The following is a 20,511-nucleotide window of genomic DNA, read 5'->3' on the forward strand; positions in this document are numbered from 1 at the left end:
CTGAGCAACGGGAGACCTCGCTACCCCACCTTGCACGTCAACCAAGCCCCCCAGAAAAGGCTGCTGAAGAAACGCGTCGCGTCGCCGAAGCCAGCGTCATGCAACAGCTTCTGAACCGCGGCCTCGGAATGGGGCGGGTCAGCGCCTTGAAGGATTTTGCCGAGCTTGGCCTTCACTTCGTCCGGGGTGGCGCCATGCTGACGCCAGCGTTGGCCCCATGCCGCCAGCAGCAACGGCTGGCTGGCATACGCGTAATGATTGCCCGCGACGATCAGCGGTGCCCCCGGTTTCAGGTGCGCCCGAATCGATCGCAGCATCCGGTCCTTGGCGTCATCCCCCCCCAGATGGTGGAGCACACCGATCAAGGTGGCGGCGTCGTATGACGCGTCTGCTGCCAGGTCTTCAAGCGTCCCGAGATGCAGGGTTGTTCTATCAAGCAGGTGGTTGGCTTCCAACTGCTGCCTTGCCGCGTCCAGCATCGGCTGCGAGGGATCAACCGCCATGAAGCACCAGCCCGGTTCAAGGTTGGCCATGGCGATGATCTCCTGCGCCGTACCGCCGGCGCCGACCACCAGTATCTTGGCCGAAGGGGCATCGCCAAGGCTCGCCGCGAGCATGCAGGCTGCCAGATCCTGGCACGCGTCATAGCCCGCCAACGCGATACGGCTTTGTCGCGTGTACTCGTTGGCTCTTGAGGTATCGAATTTGTCAGCAGGGTTGGATGAGGATGAGTTCAATGCGGTTCTCCGTGGCCTTGAAGGAAATTACGTTAACCGTGGCAGTAAGAAAAATGCATTAATTTTATGCCCTGCATTCCCGTGGGGAATGCGGGGGCGTAGGAGTGGAGGGGGTTGCAGGATCGTACAAGCCTATGACCTGTCGGCCCGGATAATCTGGCCTTCTCACCGACAGGAAGGCTCAGCATGACTCACCTACAGCAACCCGCCCAACCGATAAACCTCGCGCAAAAAGCCTCGCTCATCGACCAACAATGGAGCCCAAGAGTGGTTGCCGAAATGAACGACTACCAGTTCAAGGTGGTGCGTATCGAGGGTGAATTCATTTGGCATTCGCACCCCGAAACCGATGAAGCGTTCCTGGTGCTTGAAGGCACGCTGCGTATCGACCTGCCGGAGGGCCCGGTGTATGTGAAGCCGGGTGAGTTGTATGTGGTGCCGCGTGGCATTGAGCACAGGACGGCGGCCGAAGGTGAAGCCAGGCTGATGATGATCGAGCCTAGGGGCATTCTGAATACCGGGCATGAAGGCGGTGAGCGCACCGCGTTGAATGACCAGTGGATTTGAGCGCCGAGGCTTATTGCCTTCTGTAGGAGCGAGCTTGCTCGCGAAAAACGCCAACGATAACGCGTGCTTCCTGAATGAGCGCGGCGCCTGTGAGTTTTTCGCGAGCGAGCTCGCTCCTACTGGCATTCGGGAAAACCCCAAGCCCTATCGCCTTTGAATCTGCACCGTAGCAAACGTCGGCTCGTCGCGCGCCTGCTCCAGTGTATTCCTGGGCTGTTGCGGGGCCCGGGATTGCCCCTCTGGCCGTAACGCAGGCGGCGGATGCAGGCGCATGTCCGAGCGCTCATCGCTGGGCGCAACGCCGAAGAAATCCCGGTAGCACTTGGAAAAATGCGGCGTGGACACAAAGCCGCAAATCACCGCCAGCTCGACAATCGAAATGGGCGTCTGCATCAGCAACTGGCGCGCACGGGTCAGGCGCAGCTTGAGGTAATAGCGCGATGGCGTGCAGTACAGGTGCTTCTGGAACATGCGCTCCAACTGGCGGCGGGACACGTGCACGTAGGCGGCCAGTTCGTCGAGGTCGATGGGTTCTTCCAGGTTGGACTCCATCAGGGCGACCACTTCTTGCAGCTTGGGCTGTTGCGTGCCGAGCAGGTGTTTGAGCGGCACGCGTTGGTGGTCGCGCTCGTTGCGAATGCGCTCGTACACGAACATCTGGGAAATCGCCGCCGACAGCGTGTGCCCGTGATCGCGGCCGATCAGGTGCAGCATCATGTCCAGCGGCGCAGTGCCGCCAGAGCTGGTAAAGCGGTTGCCATCGAGCGTGAATACGCTGGAGCTGACTTTGACGCGGGTAAACGCCTCCTGCATCGACGCCATCAGCTCCCAATGCACGCTGCACTGGAAGCCATCGAGCAACCCCGCCTGGGCCAGTGCCCAACTGCCGGTGCACACCGCGCCGAGACGTTTACAGTACAGGCGCGCCTGGCTGCGCAACCAGGCGATGAGCGCAGGGCTGATAGCCTGTTGAATGCCCACGCCGCCGCACACGATCACCGCATCGAAGCCGCGCTGGTCCTGCGCGCACGCGTCCGGGGTCACCGACACGCCATCGCTGGCCCACACCGGCTGGCCGTCCAGACTTAGGGTTTGCCAACGGTAGAGTTCTTCGCCCGCCAATTGGTTGGCCATGCGCAGCGGCTCGACCGCACACGACAGCGAGATCAGGGTGAATTGGTCCAGCAGCAAAAAGCCGATGGTCTGGCAAACAGGTGCCTCGGTTTCCATCACCGCTACCCCACAGGCGTGATCAGGAATGTTCCAGCGCCACCGGCTTGGGTGCCCGGTTGTGCTGGCGCGACGTGACCAGGCCGATGAAGGAAATTACCAACGCCAGGCCAATGGTCGAGGACACTTCGGTGCGGTGTTCCGGCGTCACCATCATCACCCCCAGGGCCAGGCAGATGAATACGATCACCAGGTAAGTCAGCCACGGAAACAGCCACATGCGAAAGGTCAGTTCGACGTTCTGCCGAAGCAGCAAGCGACGCATACGCAGTTGCGAGATAGCGATGACCAGGTACACCAACAACGCGATGGCCCCGGAGCTGGCGAGCAGGAACTGGAACAGACCGGCCGGCATGAAGTAGCTCAGCAACGTAACGCCCGCACCGATGATGGTGCTGGCGATCACCGCCGCCCTGGGCACGCCCGCCTTCGAGGTGATTTTAAGCGCCGGCGGCGCATCGCCGCGTTTGCCCAGGGAAAACAGCATGCGCGAAGAAATGTAGATCGAGGAGTTCATGCAACTGGCTACCGCGATCAACACCACCACATCGACCATGAATTTGGCGTTGGGGATGTTCATAATTTCCAGTGCGCGCTGATAGGAACCCACGGAGGCCAACAGCGGATCGTTCCAGGGCACCACGGAAATCACGACGGAGATCGACAACAGGTAGAACACGCCAATGCGCCAGATCACCGAACGGGTGGCCTTGGCGATGTTCTGCGCCGGGTTGCTCGACTCGGCTGCGGCGATGGTCACCGCCTCAGTGCCGATGAAGCTGAACATGATGGTAATGAACGCGCCCACCACCGCCGACAGGCCGTTGGGAGCAAACCCGCCGTGTTCCTCCATCAAGCGGCTCAAGCCGCTGGCTTCGCGATCCGGGATCCAGCCCATGAGGACGCTGAAGCCCAGGCCGATAAAGCCGACGATGGCAATCACCTTGGCCATGGCGAACCAGAATTCGAATTCGCCGTATTTGGCCACGCTGAACAGATTGGTGATCACCAGCAAAACGATTGAGATCAACGCAAACAGCCACGCATCAACCTGAGGGAACCACTGGTTGAGCACGTGCCCGGCGGCCAAGGCTTCGATGGGAATGACCAGCACCCAGAACCACCAATACAACCAGCCGATGGTGAACCCCGCCCAAGGGCCGATGGCCTGGTCGGCGTAGGTGGAAAACGAGCCAGTGTCCGGGCGTGCCACCGCCATTTCCCCCAGCATGCGCATGACCAGCACCACCAACAGGCCGGAAAACAGATAAGCCAGCAACACCGCTGGCCCGGCGGCGGCGATCGCGTGTCCGGAGCCGACAAACAACCCCGCGCCGATGATGCCGGCGATGGACAACATGGTCACATGGCGCGGCTTGAAGCCCTGCGCAAGCTGACCGTTGGAATCGTTGCAGTTGAGGCTAGTCATTGTTTTTGTTGTTCTCGGGCGGCCAATGACCTTCACCTTAAGTGCCCGAGGCCAGGCACAAGTAGCCTGGTTACGCCACCATCGTGCCTGATATCGACATGGGGATAGTGGTACCGTGAGGCAACGCGCGGTGTGCTCTACTCTTGCGCGCTGCGTATCAACGACCCGAACAGCTCGCCACGCGGCATCTTGCTCAGCTCGATATCGGCATTTTCAAACCATTCCCGCCCGGCTTCCGGGTGCGGCCCGCTCAGCACCACCACGCCACGTTCGTAGGTATAGCGCGCCGCCGCCACGTCACCATTGTGGTAGGTGGCGATGACCTTGTAGGGCGCAGTGGCATTGGCTTTGGGAAAATACGGACCGTCCTGATAGAACACAGAGTCGGGTTGCCCGTCCCACGTCACCCGCACGGCGGCGTCCTCAATACCGGACACTTCAAAACCGGGACGGCCAGCTTCGGTATCAAGCGCCTGGGGGATCAGGCCGAGGTTGTTGTCGTCGGCCAGGTAGGCGCCCATGCACAGGCCCAGGTAGCGGCCGCCTTTGGCGACGTAATCGCGGATGGCTTCGGCACGCGCATCGCCCAGGCTGTCGAGGGCGGCCGGGATGTCCTGGCCGCCACCGGGCTGCACGTAGAGGTCATAGCGCGCCAGGTTTTGTGGAGTGATGTCGATGGGTTCGTCGGCACCGACGAAGTCGATCTGGTAAGTGGGGTTCAGGCGCTGCAGGGCGGTTTTCACGTTTTCCGAGCAATCAGGGCAACCTGCCGGGCCACGGTAGATGGCGACATGGGTGATGGGGCCTGCGCCGTGTACGGGTAAAGGATGCAGCGTAGCAACGGCGAGAAACGTGGCAGCGAGGGCAGGCAGTTTCATGGGCTCGGCTCAACGGTCAGTTGAATGGGTTTGATCCAGTGGTCGCAGCGCCAAGCCTATAACGGTGAGCCTTTTGAATTCGTGAAGAGTTGTAAATCCAGGTCGGCCATTTATCCACTTGCCAGCATTTGCCATAACGACGCGCCTACGCCGGTAATGCTCTCACCGGCGATCAGCCCCGCCGCTGCCGTGATCGCAAAGCGCTGCGTCACACTTGGCCAGCGACAGCTCACGGCCCAGGTCATGATCGCGCCAAGGGCCATCATCAGCGACACCGACGCAGGCAAGACAAACGCCAGTCCCAAGGCTGCCGCACTGGGCAAGTAGCGGGCGCGATGGGTGGGTAATGTGCTGTCGAGTATGCCCAGCAGTATGCCGCACAGGCTTGCAATAGCAATGGCCCAGCGGATGCTGGGTGACAACGAATCCAGCCCGTGGGTCAGGGTTTGGGCCACGGCTTTCCAAGTGGCGACGGCCGGGGCTGGCCATTGTTCGGTGAGCAGCATGGTTTGCGGGTCGGGGATCAACGCCAGGTACGCGAATACGCCGACGACGCTGCCGACAAAAATCCCGAGAATCTGGGCGATAACCTGTTTGTGCGGCGTCGCGCCAATCGCTTTGCCCACCTTGAAGTCATTCATCAGGTCTGTGCACTGCCCCGCCGAACCGCCGGCGGTGTTGGCGCTCATCAGGTTGATCGGCACCTGGCCCGGCGCAACGATGCCAAAACTCAGCTGAGACAGTTGCCCGATGGCGCCAATCGGCGGAATACCGGTCGCCCCCACCACCCGCGCCGCCACGGCGGCCAGGCAGATCGCCAGGGGAATGGTTAGCAGCGCCATCCCAAGGTTGATACCGAACAACAGCGCTTGCAGGCTCACCACCAACGCAATCGCCAAGGCAAACCCCACGGCAGGCCCAGGCTTGGGAACCGCCCAAGGCGTGCCGCCAGCCGCTCGGGTTGAGCGATGCAACGCCCACAGGCGAATCGCCAGGGACGCCAGGGTGGAACACACCATCAGGCTCACGCCGGGCCACAGCAGCCACTCCACCAGCGCGGCAAATTGCGGGCCGCTGCTGTCGGCGGGCAGGCTCACCAGGCCGTTGGCCAACAGCCACGGCCCCAGCCCGCCCCATGCCAGCAAGGCGCCGAGCAGCAGGGTCAGGCCCACGCGAATGCCGATGATGCCGCCGAACCCCAGCAACAGCAGAGAGGGGTCGGCGGTGAAGGTCAGGCGCTCCAACTGGGCGTTCGGCGACCAGCGCGGGAAGGCCCACATAAAGGTATCCACCCACTTGACCAACCCGGACAACAACGCTGCGCCGAGCAGCACTTTCAAGCGCGTGGCGGCTTCGCGACCATGGTTGTAGATGTGCAGCAGGGTCTCCAGGGTGGCCATGCCTTCGGGAAACTTCAGTGCCTTGTCATTGAGCAATGAAGGCCGCAGGTACCACGCGATCCAGATCCCCAGGAAACTTACCGAGAACACCCAGGCGATCATCGGCAGCGCTGCCAGTTGGTTGCCGGTGAGCAAGGTATAAGCCGGGATGGGCGCGACCAGCCCGCCGGAAATGATCGACGCCGCGGCAGAGGCCACGGTCTGGTTGATATTACTCTCGTGCAGGGTCCACGGCAGGTGTTCAGCGGAACGCCGGGCCAGGCCTTGCCAGAGGCCATAACCGATCAGCAAGGCGATGATCGACATATTGAACGACCAGCCGATCTTCAAGCCTGCGTAGACATTGGAAGGGGTCAGCAGGATGCCCAGCACGATCCCGGTGATGACTGCCCGCAGGCTCAGTTCGCGCTCTACGGGCGCGATTGACGAGGTGGAGTGCATGCAGATTCCTTTCGAGAAAAGCCAGTGCCACCTTTAAGTGAGCGCTGGGAGACTCGAAGGTTCACCTGCCGAAACGGGTTCTGTAGGAGCGAGCTTGCTCGCGAAAAACCCAAAGGCGCCGCGTTTATCCAGGAAACACGCGTTATCGTTGACGTTTTTCGCGAGCACGCTCGCTCCTACAGGAGGCGGTGTCGGTGGGCCCGCTATTTGGCGAACGCGTATTCCCCGCCCCGCTCCACCGCCTTGCGGTATGCCGGGCGCGCCTGGAGCTTTTGCAGCCACGCGGCCAAGTTCGGGTAGGCCTGCAATTTGCCCTGGGCCTGGGCGACTTCGCCGATAAAGCTCATCTGAATATCCGCGCCGCTGAGTGCGTCGCCCACCAGGTACGGCGTGTGGCCCAGCACGTCATTCAGGTAGCCCAGGTAGTTGGCCAGCTCCGATTCAATCCGCGGATGCAGCGGTGCGCCTGCTTCACCCAGCCGTCCCACATAAAGGTTGAGCATCAACGGCAACATCGCCGAGCCTTCGGCAAAATGCAGCCATTGCACATAGCTGTCGTAGGCGTCGGTGGCCGGGTCGGGTTGCAGTTGGCCGTTGCCGTGGCGGCGGATGAGGTAGTCGATGATCGCAGCAGATTCGATCAGCACGCGGGAACCGTCTTCGATCACCGGGGATTTGCCCAGCGGGTGAATGGCCTTGAGTTCAGGCGGAGCCAGGTTGGTCTTGGCGTCGCGCTGGTAGCGCTTGATGTCGTAGGGCAGGCCCAGTTCTTCAAGCGCCCACAGGATACGTTGCGAGCGGGAGTTGTTGAGGTGGTGAACAGTGATCATCGAGGCAACACCTTGGGGGGATTTAAGAGAAGACTACAGCGTAGCGGTGAAGTGCCGTGAATGTGGTTCAGGCGAGCAACTGATCGATCCACTTCACCTGCTGCACGATCTCCTGCACTTTCTGCTTGGGCACCGCCTGCCGCGCATGTTCGAGGCTGGCCAATGTCTTGCGTTTCTCGCGCAATATACGTTGCCACTTCGCCAGGAATTCCGGGCTACGCGCCTGCATTTGCAACGGACCGAAGTACAGCTGCTCGGCGGTATAGGTCATCGCCTCGGCGCGTTCGGCGACAATGATTTCGTAGTAGAAGCGGTTTTCCCGCAGCAACTCTTCATGGAGGATCTGGTAGCCGTTCTCCATCAACCATTGACGCAGCGGCTGCTCACCGCCATTGGGTTGCAGGATCAGGCGTTCCCGCCCGTTCAACCGCGCCCTGCCGCTGTCGAGAATGTCGCGGATCGTCTCGCCACCCATGCCGCACAGGCTGACAGCGGTAATGTCATCGCCCGCTTCAATCGCCGCCAAACCATCGGCCAGGCGCACGGTGATGTGCTGCGTCAGGCCATTGTCGGCCACGGTACGGTTGGCCGCCTGAAACGGCGTAGCGGCCACTTCCCCCGCCACGGCCGCCGCAATAGCGCCACGGCGCATCAACGCCACCGGCAGGTAGGCGTGGTCTGAGCCGATATCGGCCAGGCGGGCACCCGCGGGTATGTGCGCGGCCACGCGCTCCAGGCGCTGCGACAAAGTGTGTTCGTTCAACGGTGATTCCTTAAGAGTGCCCGGAAAATCGATCCCGGCTGTTGGTCAAGTGCAGCACCATGGCCGCCCGTGCGGCGTCCGGGTCCTGGCGCTTGATAGCGTTGTAGATGGCCTCGTGTTCCAGGTTCGCCAACTGCCCCAGTTGGGCAAAGTCCGCGCCGCCGCGCTCGACGGCATTCACCTGGGTGCGCGGAATCATCGCCGTGCCCAGGTGCTGCATGATGTCGGTGAAAAACGTATTGCCGGTGGCTTCGGCGATCAGTTGGTGAAAGCGCTTGTCCTCCTCCACACAGCTGTCGTTGTTGGCCAGGGAGGCTTGGTAGTCGTCCAGTGCCTGGCGCATGTGGGCCAATTGCGCGTCACTTCTGCGCAGCGCGGCCAGGGCCACCGCTTGCACTTCCAGGCCCAGGCGTAATTCGAGCATGTTGCGCACGCTGGCGACCGTGTCCACATGCAGGCGCAGGCCCGGCTGCGTGTGCTGCTCCAGCACAAAGGTGCCGATGCCGTGACGCGTCTCCACCAGCCCCGACGCCTGCAGCTTGGACAAGGCTTCACGCACCACGGTACGGCTCACCCCATGCTCAAGCACGATGGTGGATTCGGACGGCAGTTTTTCACCCGGCTTGAGTTGCCCCAACTGGATGCGCTGGGTCAGTGCCTCGACCACACCTTGGGCCAGGTTGGCGGAACGTTTGCGCACAGGCGGTGTGCTTTTAATCGGCATCGAGACGGGTCCACGGGGTTGGGCTGGGGGGAGCTTATCACCCTGAACGCACGGGGCGACGGGTGGCGGCGAAAAACACCCAACTTGTATGACAACATACTCATCCCACCTCACCCGACCCTGTCTTCGCTTCGAGAGAAGCGCACACCCCGAGCCGTCACTAGCGGGGCAAAACCCAATAAAATCTGGCAAATAACCAAAATAGCCAACCTCAATACCGGCTTATAAGAACAAAAACAGCCCTGACAGGATTGCGGCCTTTAAAAAACAACTTGTATGATGTCTGTCAACAAAACACCAAACCCGCATAAAAATAATCAGGGGGAGTTTTCATTCGTGAAGCATTCAAGCCCAGCATCTGCCGTACCCGAAAGTGATTCAGCGCTCGCCCGCGCCGTGAGCAAAGTGAAGGGCCATGTGCTCCCACTGTTCGTGGTCATGTTCATCCTCAACTACATCGACCGGGTCAATATCGGCTTCGTGCGCACGCACATGGAGCATGACCTGGGAATCGGCGCAGCGGCCTACGGCTTCGGCGCCGGGCTGTTCTTCATTGGCTATGCACTGTTCGAAGTGCCCTCCAATATGCTGCTGCAAAAAGTCGGCGCCCGCATCTGGCTGACCCGCATCATGTTCACCTGGGGCATCGTCGCCACGCTGATGGCGTTTATCCAGAACGAAACCCACTTCTACATCCTGCGTTTCCTGCTGGGTGTGGCGGAAGCAGGATTCTTCCCCGGCGTGATCTATTACTTCACCCGCTGGTTGCCCGGTGTGGAGCGTGGCAAGGCCATCGCGATCTTCCTCAGTGGCTCGGCGGTGGCGTCGTTGATCTCCGGGCCGTTGTCGGGTGCGTTGTTGCAGATCGAAGGCTTTGGTTTGCATGGCTGGCAATGGATGTTCGGCATCGAGGGCCTGGCCTCGGTGGCGCTGGGCTTTTTTGTGTGGTTCTGGCTGGACTCCAAACCCCATGATGCCAAGTGGATGAGCCGCGAAGAACAAGACGCCCTGGTTGACGCCATCGACCAGGAACAGCGCGAACGTGAAGCCCTGACCACGGTGAAACCCACCCTCGGCAAACTGCTCAAGGACCGTCAGATCCTGCTGTTCTGCGCTCTGTACTTCTGCATTCAACTGACGATCTATGCCGCCACCTTCTGGCTGCCCAGCATCATCAAGAAGATGGGTGACCTCACTGATGTGCAGGTCGGTTTCTTCAACTCGATCCCCTGGCTGATCTCGATCATCGCCATGTACGCCTTCGCGTCGCTGTCGGGCAAGTTCAAGTTCCAGCAGGCCTGGGTCGCGGCGGCGCTGCTGATCGCGGCGGCCGGTATGTTCATGTCCACCACCGGCGGGCCGATCTTCGCTTTCGTGGCGATCTGTTTTGCGGCCATCGGGTTCAAGTCTGCGTCGTCGCTGTTCTGGCCGATCCCCCAGGGCTACCTGGATGTGCGCATCGCCGCCGCGGTGATCGCGCTGATCAACTCTATCGGCAACCTGGGCGGCTTTGTGGCGCCGACTACCTTTGGCTTTCTGGAGCAGACCACCGGATCGATCCAGGGCGGGCTGTATGGCCTGGCCTGTACTTCGGTGCTCGCGGCCATCCTGGTGTTCTTTGCCAAGACCTCACCCTCTGCCGTACCGGCCGTGCCCAGCGGCGCCGCCATCAGCAAACCTCTTTGAACTCAGCCAGGAACGCGCCATGAATACCCCTGTCGTTACTCATTTCCAAGTCATCCCCGTCGCCGGCCACGACAGCATGTTGCTGAACCTCAGCGGCGCCCACGGCCCCTACTTCACGCGCAATATCGTGATCCTCAAGGACAGCAGCGGCAACACCGGCGTGGGCGAAGTGCCCGGCGGCGAGCGCATCCGCCAAACCCTGGAGGATGCCCGCAGCCTGGTGATCGGCCAGCCGATCGGCCAGTACCAGCGCGTCCTCAACCAGATGCGCAGCACCTTTGCGTCCCGAGACAGCGCGGGCCGCGGCCTGCAAACCTTCGACCTGCGTATCACCATCCACGCCGTCACCGCCATGGAGGCCGCGCTGCTTGACCTGCTGGGCCAGTTTCTCGAAGTGCCGGTGGCCGCCTTGCTTGGCGAAGGCCAGCAACGCGACGCAGTGAAGATGCTCGGCTACCTGTTCTATGTGGGGGATCGCAACGCCACCGACCTGGCCTACCGCAACGAGGCCGATGCCGACGATGAGTGGTTCCGCCTGCGTCATGAAACAGCCCTGACTGCCGACGCGGTAGTGCGCCTGGCCGAAGCGGCCAAGGCCAAATATGGCTTCAACGATTTCAAGCTCAAGGGCGGCGTATTGAGTGGCGACGCAGAAATCGAAGCCGTCACTGCGCTGGCCGAGCGTTTTCCCGATGCGCGCATCACCCTTGACCCCAACGGCGCATGGTCGTTGAAAGAAGCCATCCGCCTGTGCCGCGACCAGCATCATGTGCTGGCCTACGCCGAAGACCCCTGCGGCGCAGAAAACGGTTATTCAGGCCGCGAAGTCATGGCCGAATTCCGCCGCGCCACGGGCCTGAAAACCGCCACCAACATGATCGCCACGGACTGGCGTGAAATGGGCCACGCCATCCAGCTGCAATCAGTGGACATTCCCCTCGCCGACCCGCACTTCTGGACCATGCAGGGCTCGGTGCGCGTCGCGCAGATGTGCAACGAGTGGGGCCTGACCTGGGGCTCGCATTCCAACAACCACTTTGATATTTCCCTGGCAATGTTCACCCAGGTGGCGGCGGCCGCACCGGGCGAGATCACCGCCATCGACACCCACTGGATCTGGCAGGACGGCCAGCGCCTGACGCGGGAGCCGTTGAAGATTGAAGGGGGTTACGTAAAGGTGCCGGCCAAGCCTGGCCTGGGTGTGGATATCGATATGGACGCGGTGGCCAAGGCTCATGAACTGTACCAAGGCATGGGCCTTGGAGCCCGGGATGACAGTGTGGCGATGCAGTTTCTGATCCCGGGTTGGGGCTTTGATAACAAGCGGCCTTGTCTGGTGCGGTAAATCGGCTTTAGGAATGCTCAGCGCAATTTGAGCGTGACGCAAAAAATCCGATGCCCAAACAGGCATCGGATTTTAGTCAGATCAGAAGCTTAGCTGTTTGACCTCTGGCACCTCTGCCAGAGGCCCCTTTTGCGCTACTGCCGATTGGCGATCTCCAGATCCGCCTCTTCCTGCTCCAGGCCAGCGAGATCAGTGCCATTGATCATCGGCCCATAACGGCGGCTGAACTCCCAGTTGTAGGGCACATGGTCTTTGTTGATCCCGTTGTCCCAATTCACCGACCAGGTCATCAGGCCCTTGATCGACAATCCTTTGTCGTGCAAACGCTTGAATGTATTGGTCACGGCTGTCGGGTTGACTACATAACCGGTGGCAGCCGCATCGACGTTGGCGGGCAGGCCAATGACGAACTTGTCTGCCGGGATCTTGGTAAACCCGCGCGTTCCGCTCACCAGACTTTCGGTCAGGTAAAACAGAAAGTCCTCTTTCATTGCGTCGTTGTTCTGGGCAATCCAGGCGCCGTTGCCATTGTTGACCTCCTGCACCCAGATGCCGTCGCCCCCCTGGTTGTAATACTGCGGGGCGATGAAGTCGTAATAGCCTTTCAGCGCCTGGATGTAACCGACGTATTTGCCGGCGGTGGTGAGGTACGGAAACTCCGGCGCCATGCTGATGATGAAGTGTTTGCCTTGACCTGCGTAGTGGTCCTTGACCAGCTTCAAGGCGGCGGGCAGGACAGTCTTGTTGTCGGCGAAATCAATCGCGCTCTGTTCAAGATCGATATCCAGGCCATCAAAGCCATAGGTTTCCACCAGGCGGATAATTTCGCTGGCCAGTGGCTGTTCGTTGCCTTTATGCAGTTCGATGTGTGCATCGGCGCCGCCAAGGGAAATCAGCACCGCCCTGCCCTGGCTGTTCAGCACACCCACCTGGCGACGGAACTCGGCGTCGGACAGCTTGTACGGGGTGAAGGTTGGGATACCGTTGCCCTTCATGAAGGCCACGGCCACCACGTTGTAATCCTTTGGCACATCCACCAGGCTCATATTGGCGAATTGGCCACGCTGGTAGCCGTCGCTCGGGCCGGCAGGCCAGTTGTGCCAGAAGCCCATGAGGATCTTTTTGCCGGCAATGCTCGGCATCAGCGAAGCGGCATCGTTGAGCGGCGATTGCAGTGAGGTAAAGTCAATCTTTGACATGTTCTAATCCTTCAGAACGTGTGGGTTTAACGGCGCGGGCTTATTTGAAGTCCACGTCGAAGGCTTGATAGAAGGCGTTGCCGGTGTTGGCGACGATCCACATCAATACGATCACATGCTGGCCCTTCTTGTTGGCCGGCAGTTTCACTTCATGATTGACCTTGGCCTTCAGTTCGCCTGCATGGCTGTAGTACGGCACCTGGGCATAGAAGTCTTCAGCGAACGGCTGGGTTTCCAGTTGCGCGCGGGTGATGCGCTGTTTCGGATCCCAGCCATCCTTGGTGATCAGCCAGCGATAGCCACGGGTGGTGTGCGGCGCGGTGTATGCCCAGGTGACCTTGAAGGTCTGACCCGGCTCGACATTGAGCAACGGCCAGGTGAAGGCGCGACCAAGTTTCTTGGCCATTTCCTCGTGGGTGAAGTTGACGCAGTCACGGGCATCGGTCTTGCCACCGCTGAGGATGAAGCCGTCGGCTGGCGGGGTGACGCTGTCACTGTCGGTTTGGTAAGGCGCCGGGAACGGACCGGCCGTCAGTGCCGGGAAGTTCTTGCCGCCTTCCATTTCATTGACCTGCCAGGTCTCCAGCAGGCCAAGATCCACGGCGACTGCGCCACGGCTGGAAGGGGATGTGACACGACCATGGCGAAGAGGTGTCTGGGTTTGTGGTTTGTTCATGTTGTGACTCCATTCACTTGATTAAGAACTCTCCCTTTCTTGAAGGAGAGGACCTCAACCTAACGGAGTTGCTTTTTTTTGCCACAGGCCCATTTTTCACTCATTTTCGTTTCGTGAGCGCGCAGACCCGCAAATACTGGATATACAACCAGTATTATAGAGGAAGCCTTACGCTACTAGAGGTCGATTTCCTACAAGACCAGGCGCATATCAACACGCTTCTCTCGTAAATGGCTTTATCCCCTTCGTAAGGGATGGGCGCTCTGTCGAAAAAAAGGGACGTATCTATTTTCATCAAAACCGTCCTCTGTTTGGTCCATCAGGTTTTGCCGATGACAGCCGTTTTTTTAGCGGTAGTCGCGGTAAACGGTCGCACCGTCAGTTCCACCCCCAATGCCAGCATCAGCTTCTCGACCGTCTCATAACGTGTCTTTGAGCCGCCTTTCAGGGTTTTATACAGGCTCTCCCGATTCACCCCCGCCGCTTCGGCAACCTTGTTCACTCCCTGGGCCTTGGCAACCTCGGCCAGCGCCTTCATAAGGACTTGCGGGTCATGGCACGCCATGCTTTGCGCAAGATAGGCACTGATGGTTTGCGGGCTATCAAGGAAACGTGAAGCCTCATAGGCGCTGGTGCCGGATGTATCCAGCTCGAGGATCGGCATGTCCTCTGGTTTGAATGTCGACTTACTCATGTCATTGACCTCTCAGGGCATCGAGAATCTCTTTTGCCCGCTTGATTCCTCGTTTCTGGTCGGTTTTATCGCTTCCCCACAGCATCAGGTAAGCGGTGATGCCCGTGCGCACAAAGTAAATCCTGTAGCCGGGCCCGACAAACACACGCATTTCACTCATGCCATCGCCTACAGGCTGGCAATCGCCAAAATTGTTTTCTTCGGCTCGATCCAGGCGGATCAGTACAGCCGTCTTACCCCACACATCCTTCATACCGTCGAGCCATGTATCGAACTCGGGCGTCCTGCCGATCGTATTGGGCACAGATTCAAATGTAGCCTACTGGCTACTCCTTGTAGATGCCAGTGAATTTTTAATGTCGGTGTGCACCGCCAGAAAAAATCCTAGTCCAGCCGCCGCGCAGGCAGCCGAGCAATACTATTAGCACTTGTGTCCTCAAGACCGAAACGTTGCGTCGCGACTGAGGCATCCTCTCTGTAGGAGCGAGTGAGTGGGCCGGCGTTGATGTAGACCCGTCCTACAGCAAGCTGCACCACCTTGCTCCATTGCCTACAGTTGCGTCAGAATCCGCCGGCTTGTGCGCTTGGATGGGCGTCTCTAAGGTGGCTCGGTCGCTGACAACTCAGTGATCGGGTTTAGTAGCCCGAGGGTCAATTACATTTAGTGCATGAGCTTCATCTATCAGACGTTCCTGTCTGTGCCTGATGGTGGCTGTGCGTAGGGCGCCTTCGGGCGCGCCGGCTTTGTGTAATTCCCCGGTCTACTAACCTGCGTACAGCTGCCACCCTTTCGTTTAGTAGCGAAACGGTGTCGGCCCCATTCAGGAATTACGCATATGTACAAAGTCACCCCAAACCCTCCAAACGATCCAAACCTGAAGCTTGATCAGGCAGCCCGTCGTGCGATCGATCACGCCCTCAACCCCAACGCCGAACCCTCTCCTCCACCCTCGACACCGCTGTTCAGCGTTGCCGACGATGCCAGCAATGAAATGCTCGTCGCCAATAGCTATGAAACCTTTTCCTCAGTAACCGCCCTGCTGCTCGACCTGTCGGATGAACTGACCGGTAAACAGCGCGACGTCGCGTTGGCGATTCATCAGTTAAGTGAGCTGGGAATGTTGTTGGTCGATAAGTTGATGGAGCGCGAGGCGGCTGTAGCAGCTGGCTAAACGTTCAACACGCCCAAAAAAAGCCGAGCCGTCGCGCCCCAAGACGACTCGGTTTTTTTTTGCCAAAGCAGGGGTTGACCTTAAAGCGAGGTTTAAGGTGAGCATGCACCAACCGACAGGATTACTGGCCCCTGGATCATGCTCAAAACCCTTATTTCTTTTGCGTTGGTAGCGATAGGTGGCGCGCTTATGACATTTGCACAGGCTGAACCCGGCCCTTCCACGGCCGCTGCAAACAATCGCCAGATCCTGGTGATCATGACCAACCACGCCAGCTACCCCTCAAGGCCCGATACCACGGGCCTGTGGCTGACAGAGCTGACGCATTTCACCGAGGTCGTGGAAGCGGCTGGCTACACGACGGTATTTGCCAGCCCCAAAGGAGGTGCTGTGCCTCTGGACGAGCGCAGCCTCGGTTGGCTGTACATGGATAAGGCGGCGCGTGAACAGTTGCAGTCCCCGGCCTTTCGCGCCCGGCTGCAAAACACGCTGCCCATCGCCAATGTCGATCCGTCGCAATTTCGCGCGATCTACTTCACCGGCGGCCACGGTGTCATGTGGGACTTCCCTGGCAACCTCGACCTGCAACGTGTCGCCCAAACCATTTACAACCAGGGCGGCATCGTCTCGGCCGTGTGCCACGGTGTGGCGGGCCTGCTGGATCTGAAGGATGAACAGGGCAACGCGATCATCAAGGGCAAAAACATCACCGGCTTCTCCAATCGCGAAGAACTGCTATCGGGCATGAAGCGTGAGGTGCCGTTCTTGCTTGAAGACCGGCTGCTGAGCCAAGGGGCGCGTTACCGCAAGGGCTGGGTGCCGTTCACCTCATTTGTCATCACCGATGGCCGCCTGATCACGGGCCAGAACCCGCAATCGCCCAAGGCCGTCGCACTCGCCGTAATAACCGAGCTGTCCCACGAACGATAGCGCCTAGCCCCTCTCTGGAGAAAACCGATTGAACATTCCAAGCGCCATTTTAACCGGATTGCTGCTCACCCCTTTTGCCAACCTTGCGTTGGCCGGAACGCCCGAGATGCCCAGCCCCAACGACACAACCCACATCGATATCGCCGGCCAGCAGGTGCCCGTCGTCAAGGGTGGCTTGTACGACCGCTTTCGCTCCAACCCGCCGTTGTCGGTGGTTGCAGCAGAATTACCCGGGGTTGATTTAAGCTGGTTCAAAGGGTTGCAAAAGCACAAGGTCGACATCGGTTTTGAATCCTACTCGCCCAATTTTTACTACCAGAACAGTCGGGTAACAGCAGTCTATACAGCCGACATCGATAAGCTTCGGGCGTTGATGCCACCGCAGGTACTGGCCGCCGTGCAGCCCTTGCAAGTCTGGCCGGGTCGCGGGCTGATCGCGTTTACTGCGTACACCTATGAGCATTGCGATAACGACGCCTATAACGAAGTCGCCGTGTCGATCATCACGAACAAACCTGGCAAAGCCAACCTGGGCCCCTTTACGCTGGTGGGCCAGTCGATGTCGCAGGACTTTTGGGGCTATGTGCTCAAGCTGCCGGTGAATACCGAGCTGGCGCGGGTGCGCGGGGTGGTCGGTTACAACCTGCCGAAATGGCTGACCGGCATTGATCGCAAAGAGGATGGGCACTCGGTGGTGTATGACATTACCGATAGCAAGACCGGCAAACTGGACGTGTCGTTCAAGGCTAAAAAGCTTGAGAAGCTGTCCCGTGATATGGACCTGGTCACCAGCAGTTTCACCAATCTCGATCACCACGGCCAACTGGCCTATGGGTATGCGGTTTCCCGCCAGCTCAGCCATGGCTCCAGCCGTGACGCAGACTCAGCCACCCTCACGCTAGGCGATGGCAGCCTGTCCGATTACCTGCGCGACCTCAAGCTGGGGAAAATGGTGAAGTACGAATACGTACCCGAGTTCCAGAGCGCACTCTATGCGCCAGAGCCGCTCGTCAACCTGATTGGCGAACGCTGAACCTCGTGCGCCGGTCAGGCCCTCGGGGCCCGGCGGGCGCTTTTTTTTGTGGATGAGGCTGGAGCGCCCCCTTCCTCGCGCAGACGGTTTATCAGCATCTGCGCATTCTCGGCACAGGCCATGCCCTCGGGCTTGCCTTCGATGCCCTTGATGACGTTCAGCAACTGCGCCTTGTTCTGGGCCAGCCGTTGTTGCAGAACCTCGATTTCCTCGACCTTGTGCTTGAGCCCGCTGAGCAGCTCGTCATGCTGCCAACCACCGGCACTGCGGGGCATTAACTGCCGGATTTCTTCCAGAGAGAAACCGGCTGCCTGGGCACCCTTGATGATCTCCAACACCGCCTCGGTGCCGGGCGTATAGTCCCGATAGCCGTTGGATTTACGCTCAACCGATTGGATCAGACCGCTCGCCTCGTAGAAGCGGATGCGTGAGGCCGCCAACCCGCTGATTTTTGCCAACTCGCCTATTCTCATGTACCACCCACAAAAAACCATTGACCTTAAAGTTGACTTTAAACCTAAAGTCATTGGGCGGCCAAGGCGGCAATTGGTAGGCGGCGCGCTTGCCAGACACGCATGGGCCGCAGTGGGTCAATCCAGCGCCATGATCGCGATTCGATCAGGCCATCATTTCATTTGGGAGAGGCGAACATGGGCTACGTCACCACGCGAGACGGTGTTGAAATTTTCTACAAGGACTGGGGCCCACGCGATGCCCAGGTCATTTTCTTCCATCATGGCTGGCCACTGAGCGCAGATGATTGGGACGCGCAAATGCTGTTTTTCCTGGGCGAAGGTTACCGGGTCGTTGCCCACGACCGGCGTGGCCACGGGCGTTCCAGCCAGGTCTGGGACGGGCACGATATGGACCACTATGCCGACGACGTTGCGGCGGTGGTCGAGCACCTGGGTATACAAACTGCGGTGCATGTCGGTCACTCCACCGGCGGCGGTGAAGTGGTTCATTACATCGCCCGCCACGGTGAAGAGCGCGTCTCGAAGGCCGCCATCATTAGTGCCGTCCCTCCTTTGATGGTCCAGACCCCGAGCAATCCTGGTGGCCTGCCCAAGTCAGTGTTCGACGACTTGCAGGCGCAGCTGAAAGCCAACCGCGCACAGTTCTATCAGGACGTTCCCGCCGGACCTTTCTACGGCTATAACCGCCCAGGCGCCAAGCCGTCCGAGGGCATCATCCTGAACTGGTGGCGGCAAGGCATGATGGGCTGTGCCAAGGCGCACTATGACGGGATCGTGGCGTTTTCCCAGACCGATTTCACCGAAGACCTGAAGAGCATCCAGATTCCCGTATTGGTCATGCATGGCGACGATGATCAGATCGTCCCCCATGAAAATGCCGGGGTGCTGTCCGCCAAATTGTTGAAAAACAGCACGCTGAAAATCTACCCGGGCTTCCCGCATGGCATGCCTACTACCCATGCCGATACGATTAATGCGGATTTGCTGGCGTTTATAAGGAGCTGATTGATTATTGGGGGGGCGGGTGACCGCCTCCCCTCTACCTGAACCGCTCGTTTCAGGTCATGCTGCGTCCTTCATTTCAAGGACGATAAAAACAATGAAAGCCCCCCTCGCCGCCCTGCTCCTGATCAGCCTGACTGGGCCTGCACTCGCCAACGACCCCATCGGTTTCCAAACCACCACCATCCCTGACACTCACAACATTCGCCCACTGGAAATGGCCGTGTGGTACCCCTCCACCAGCACCGCCCAACCCAAGCTGATCGCTGACAACCTGGTGTTCATCGGTGTGCTTGCGGTGCCTGATGCCGCACCGACGCCCGGTAAACATCCGGTGGTGGTGCTCTCCCACGGCTACGGTGGCAATTGGGGCAAGCAGGCGTGGTTGGCCAGTGCGCTGGCCCGGCAGGGGTATATCGTGGCGGCAGTGAATCACCCTGGCACCACCAGCCAGGATCGCAGCGCGCAAGCCGCTGCGCAGTTGTGGCAACGGCCCAGGGATTTAAGCCGGGCCATCGATGCGCTGTTGGCGCAGCCCGAGCCATTCGGTGCGGTGGATAGCGGGCGGATCGCGGTGATAGGCCATTCCCTGGGTGGCTGGACGGTCATGGAGAGCGCGGGGGCGCGTTTTGACCCGGCGTTGTTTGCCCGGGACTGCGAGACCCATCCGACATTGGTGGCGTGCAAGGCCTACCGTGAGATGAACCCTGAAGGTACGCCGAGCGGGAAGGCTCAAGTGGCCGCGGACTTGCGTGACAAGCGCGTGACCGCTGTGGTGTCTCTGGACCTGGGCCTGTCGCGCGGCTTTACCAATGCGAGCCTGGCGGCATTGCCGGTGCCGGCTCTGGTGATCACCGCCGGTGTGCCGTCAGCGGATTTGCCGGCGCAGATGGAATCCGCCGACATGGCCAAGCGGCTGCCAAAAACGTCGACACAGTACGTGGAGATCCAGGACGCCAACCACTTCAGTTTTATGTCCCAGTGCAAACCGGGGGCGGCAGCGGTGCTTGACGCTGATGTGCCCGGTGACAGCATCATTTGCCAGGACGGCGAAGGCGCGCGGCCACGGCCCGTGATCCAGCAGCAGATAACCACGCTGATCACCCAGTTCCTGGCGCGCTGAGCCCGTGGCGAGGGAGCTTGTTCCCGCTGGAGTGCGCAGCGCTCCCAGCTTTTTTGGGGCCGCTACGCAGCCCAGCGGGAGCAAGCTTCCTCGCCACAGTTACCGGCTCTGCCTTAACTGACTGGCATTAACCCAGGGCCCGGTCACATTTGTTGAAACTGGTATCATCCGCGCCT

General features: G+C 59.9%; 20 protein-coding genes and 1 pseudogene. 8 read left to right on the forward strand and 13 right to left on the reverse strand.

The window, feature by feature from the left end:
- Positions 1-20: 20 nt before the first annotated feature.
- Positions 21-737 carry a class I SAM-dependent methyltransferase gene (locus ACP7CZ_RS03260; protein ID WP_294164897.1) on the reverse strand — a complete coding sequence of 239 codons (717 nt, stop codon included), beginning with the start codon at positions 735-737 and terminating at the stop codon, positions 21-23.
- A 186-nt stretch (positions 738-923) separates the two neighbouring features.
- Here ACP7CZ_RS03260 and ACP7CZ_RS03265 point away from each other — a divergent pair, with 186 nt between their 5' ends.
- On the forward strand, positions 924-1,304 hold the full coding sequence (locus ACP7CZ_RS03265; RefSeq protein ID WP_294164899.1) for a cupin domain-containing protein: 381 nt from the start codon (positions 924-926) through the stop codon (positions 1,302-1,304).
- 144 nt (positions 1,305-1,448) lie between these two features.
- Here ACP7CZ_RS03265 and ACP7CZ_RS03270 read toward each other — a convergent pair whose 3' ends face one another.
- From ACP7CZ_RS03270 to ACP7CZ_RS03300, 7 genes are all read right to left on the reverse strand, one after another.
- Positions 1,449-2,534 carry a GlxA family transcriptional regulator gene (locus ACP7CZ_RS03270; protein WP_054896289.1) on the reverse strand — a complete coding sequence of 362 codons (1,086 nt, stop codon included), beginning with the start codon at positions 2,532-2,534 and terminating at the stop codon, positions 1,449-1,451.
- Between the two features lie 22 nt (positions 2,535-2,556).
- Positions 2,557-3,963 carry an amino acid permease gene (locus ACP7CZ_RS03275; RefSeq protein ID WP_034126190.1) on the reverse strand — a complete coding sequence of 469 codons (1,407 nt, stop codon included), beginning with the start codon at positions 3,961-3,963 and terminating at the stop codon, positions 2,557-2,559.
- Between the two features lie 137 nt (positions 3,964-4,100).
- Positions 4,101-4,841, reverse strand: a complete 741-nt coding sequence (locus tag ACP7CZ_RS03280; RefSeq protein ID WP_294164902.1) for a BPL-N domain-containing protein — start codon at positions 4,839-4,841, stop codon at positions 4,101-4,103.
- A 110-nt stretch (positions 4,842-4,951) separates the two neighbouring features.
- Positions 4,952-6,682 (reverse strand): OPT family oligopeptide transporter, encoded by a 1,731-nt coding sequence (locus ACP7CZ_RS03285; RefSeq protein ID WP_294164905.1) that lies wholly within the window; start codon positions 6,680-6,682, stop codon positions 4,952-4,954.
- 203 nt (positions 6,683-6,885) lie between these two features.
- Positions 6,886-7,512, reverse strand: coding sequence for a glutathione S-transferase family protein (locus tag ACP7CZ_RS03290; RefSeq protein ID WP_034126187.1), 627 nt, complete (start codon positions 7,510-7,512; stop codon positions 6,886-6,888).
- Between the two features lie 67 nt (positions 7,513-7,579).
- Complete coding sequence (locus ACP7CZ_RS03295; RefSeq protein ID WP_294164909.1) at positions 7,580-8,275, reverse strand: tRNA (adenine(22)-N(1))-methyltransferase; 696 nt, start codon at positions 8,273-8,275, stop codon at positions 7,580-7,582.
- 10 nt (positions 8,276-8,285) lie between these two features.
- Positions 8,286-8,999: a FadR/GntR family transcriptional regulator gene (locus ACP7CZ_RS03300; RefSeq protein ID WP_034126185.1), complete on the reverse strand. Its 714-nt coding sequence runs from the start codon at positions 8,997-8,999 to the stop codon at positions 8,286-8,288.
- Positions 9,000-9,335: 336 nt separating this feature from the next.
- Here ACP7CZ_RS03300 and ACP7CZ_RS03305 point away from each other — a divergent pair, with 336 nt between their 5' ends.
- Entirely contained in the window at positions 9,336-10,685 is a 1,350-nt protein-coding gene (locus ACP7CZ_RS03305) for an MFS transporter (protein ID WP_072448072.1), read from the forward strand.
- Positions 10,686-10,704: 19 nt separating this feature from the next.
- Positions 10,705-12,030, forward strand: coding sequence for a glucarate dehydratase (gene gudD, locus ACP7CZ_RS03310; protein ID WP_252949844.1), 1,326 nt, complete (start codon positions 10,705-10,707; stop codon positions 12,028-12,030).
- 197 nt (positions 12,031-12,227) lie between these two features.
- Here gudD and ACP7CZ_RS03315 read toward each other — a convergent pair.
- The 4 genes and pseudogenes from ACP7CZ_RS03315 to ACP7CZ_RS03330 form a co-directional block, all read right to left on the reverse strand.
- A pseudogene (locus ACP7CZ_RS03315) lies at positions 12,228-13,229 on the reverse strand (chitinase); the annotation flags it as partial.
- A gap of 40 nt (positions 13,230-13,269) precedes the next feature.
- A complete protein-coding gene (locus ACP7CZ_RS03320; protein WP_056785932.1) occupies positions 13,270-13,905 on the reverse strand; it encodes a lytic polysaccharide monooxygenase auxiliary activity family 9 protein in 636 nt (211 codons plus the stop codon).
- 319 nt (positions 13,906-14,224) lie between these two features.
- Positions 14,225-14,599 carry an addiction module antidote protein gene (locus ACP7CZ_RS03325; RefSeq protein WP_294164913.1) on the reverse strand — a complete coding sequence of 125 codons (375 nt, stop codon included), beginning with the start codon at positions 14,597-14,599 and terminating at the stop codon, positions 14,225-14,227.
- Position 14,600: 1 nt separating this feature from the next.
- Complete coding sequence (locus ACP7CZ_RS03330) at positions 14,601-14,903, reverse strand: type II toxin-antitoxin system RelE/ParE family toxin (RefSeq protein ID WP_294164916.1); 303 nt, start codon at positions 14,901-14,903, stop codon at positions 14,601-14,603.
- 532 nt (positions 14,904-15,435) lie between these two features.
- Between ACP7CZ_RS03330 and ACP7CZ_RS03335 the strand changes: the two genes are divergently transcribed.
- The 3 genes from ACP7CZ_RS03335 to ACP7CZ_RS03345 all read left to right on the forward strand — a co-directional run bounded on the left by ACP7CZ_RS03335 (position 15,436) and on the right by ACP7CZ_RS03345 (position 17,734).
- Positions 15,436-15,771: a DUF6124 family protein gene (locus tag ACP7CZ_RS03335; protein WP_032902107.1), complete on the forward strand. Its 336-nt coding sequence runs from the start codon at positions 15,436-15,438 to the stop codon at positions 15,769-15,771.
- 189 nt (positions 15,772-15,960) lie between these two features.
- A complete protein-coding gene (locus ACP7CZ_RS03340) occupies positions 15,961-16,701 on the forward strand; it encodes a type 1 glutamine amidotransferase domain-containing protein (RefSeq protein WP_034126180.1) in 741 nt (246 codons plus the stop codon).
- A 106-nt stretch (positions 16,702-16,807) separates the two neighbouring features.
- Positions 16,808-17,734, forward strand: a complete 927-nt coding sequence (locus ACP7CZ_RS03345; RefSeq protein WP_034126376.1) for an acetoacetate decarboxylase family protein — start codon at positions 16,808-16,810, stop codon at positions 17,732-17,734.
- 14 nt (positions 17,735-17,748) lie between these two features.
- Here the strand turns inward: ACP7CZ_RS03345 and ACP7CZ_RS03350 are convergent, their stop codons facing one another.
- Positions 17,749-18,207 (reverse strand): MerR family transcriptional regulator, encoded by a 459-nt coding sequence (locus ACP7CZ_RS03350; RefSeq protein ID WP_034126375.1) that lies wholly within the window; start codon positions 18,205-18,207, stop codon positions 17,749-17,751.
- Between the two features lie 177 nt (positions 18,208-18,384).
- Between ACP7CZ_RS03350 and ACP7CZ_RS03355 the strand changes: the two genes are divergently transcribed.
- On the forward strand, positions 18,385-19,215 hold the full coding sequence (locus tag ACP7CZ_RS03355; RefSeq protein ID WP_032896079.1) for an alpha/beta fold hydrolase: 831 nt from the start codon (positions 18,385-18,387) through the stop codon (positions 19,213-19,215).
- Positions 19,216-19,309: 94 nt separating this feature from the next.
- Complete coding sequence (locus ACP7CZ_RS03360) at positions 19,310-20,335, forward strand: alpha/beta hydrolase family protein (RefSeq protein WP_294164928.1); 1,026 nt, start codon at positions 19,310-19,312, stop codon at positions 20,333-20,335.
- The last annotated feature ends 176 nt before the right edge of the window (positions 20,336-20,511 follow it).

Source organism: Pseudomonas sp. DWP2-2, from assembly GCF_049897065.1.
Lineage (GTDB): Bacteria > Pseudomonadota > Gammaproteobacteria > Pseudomonadales > Pseudomonadaceae > Aquipseudomonas > Aquipseudomonas paracarnis.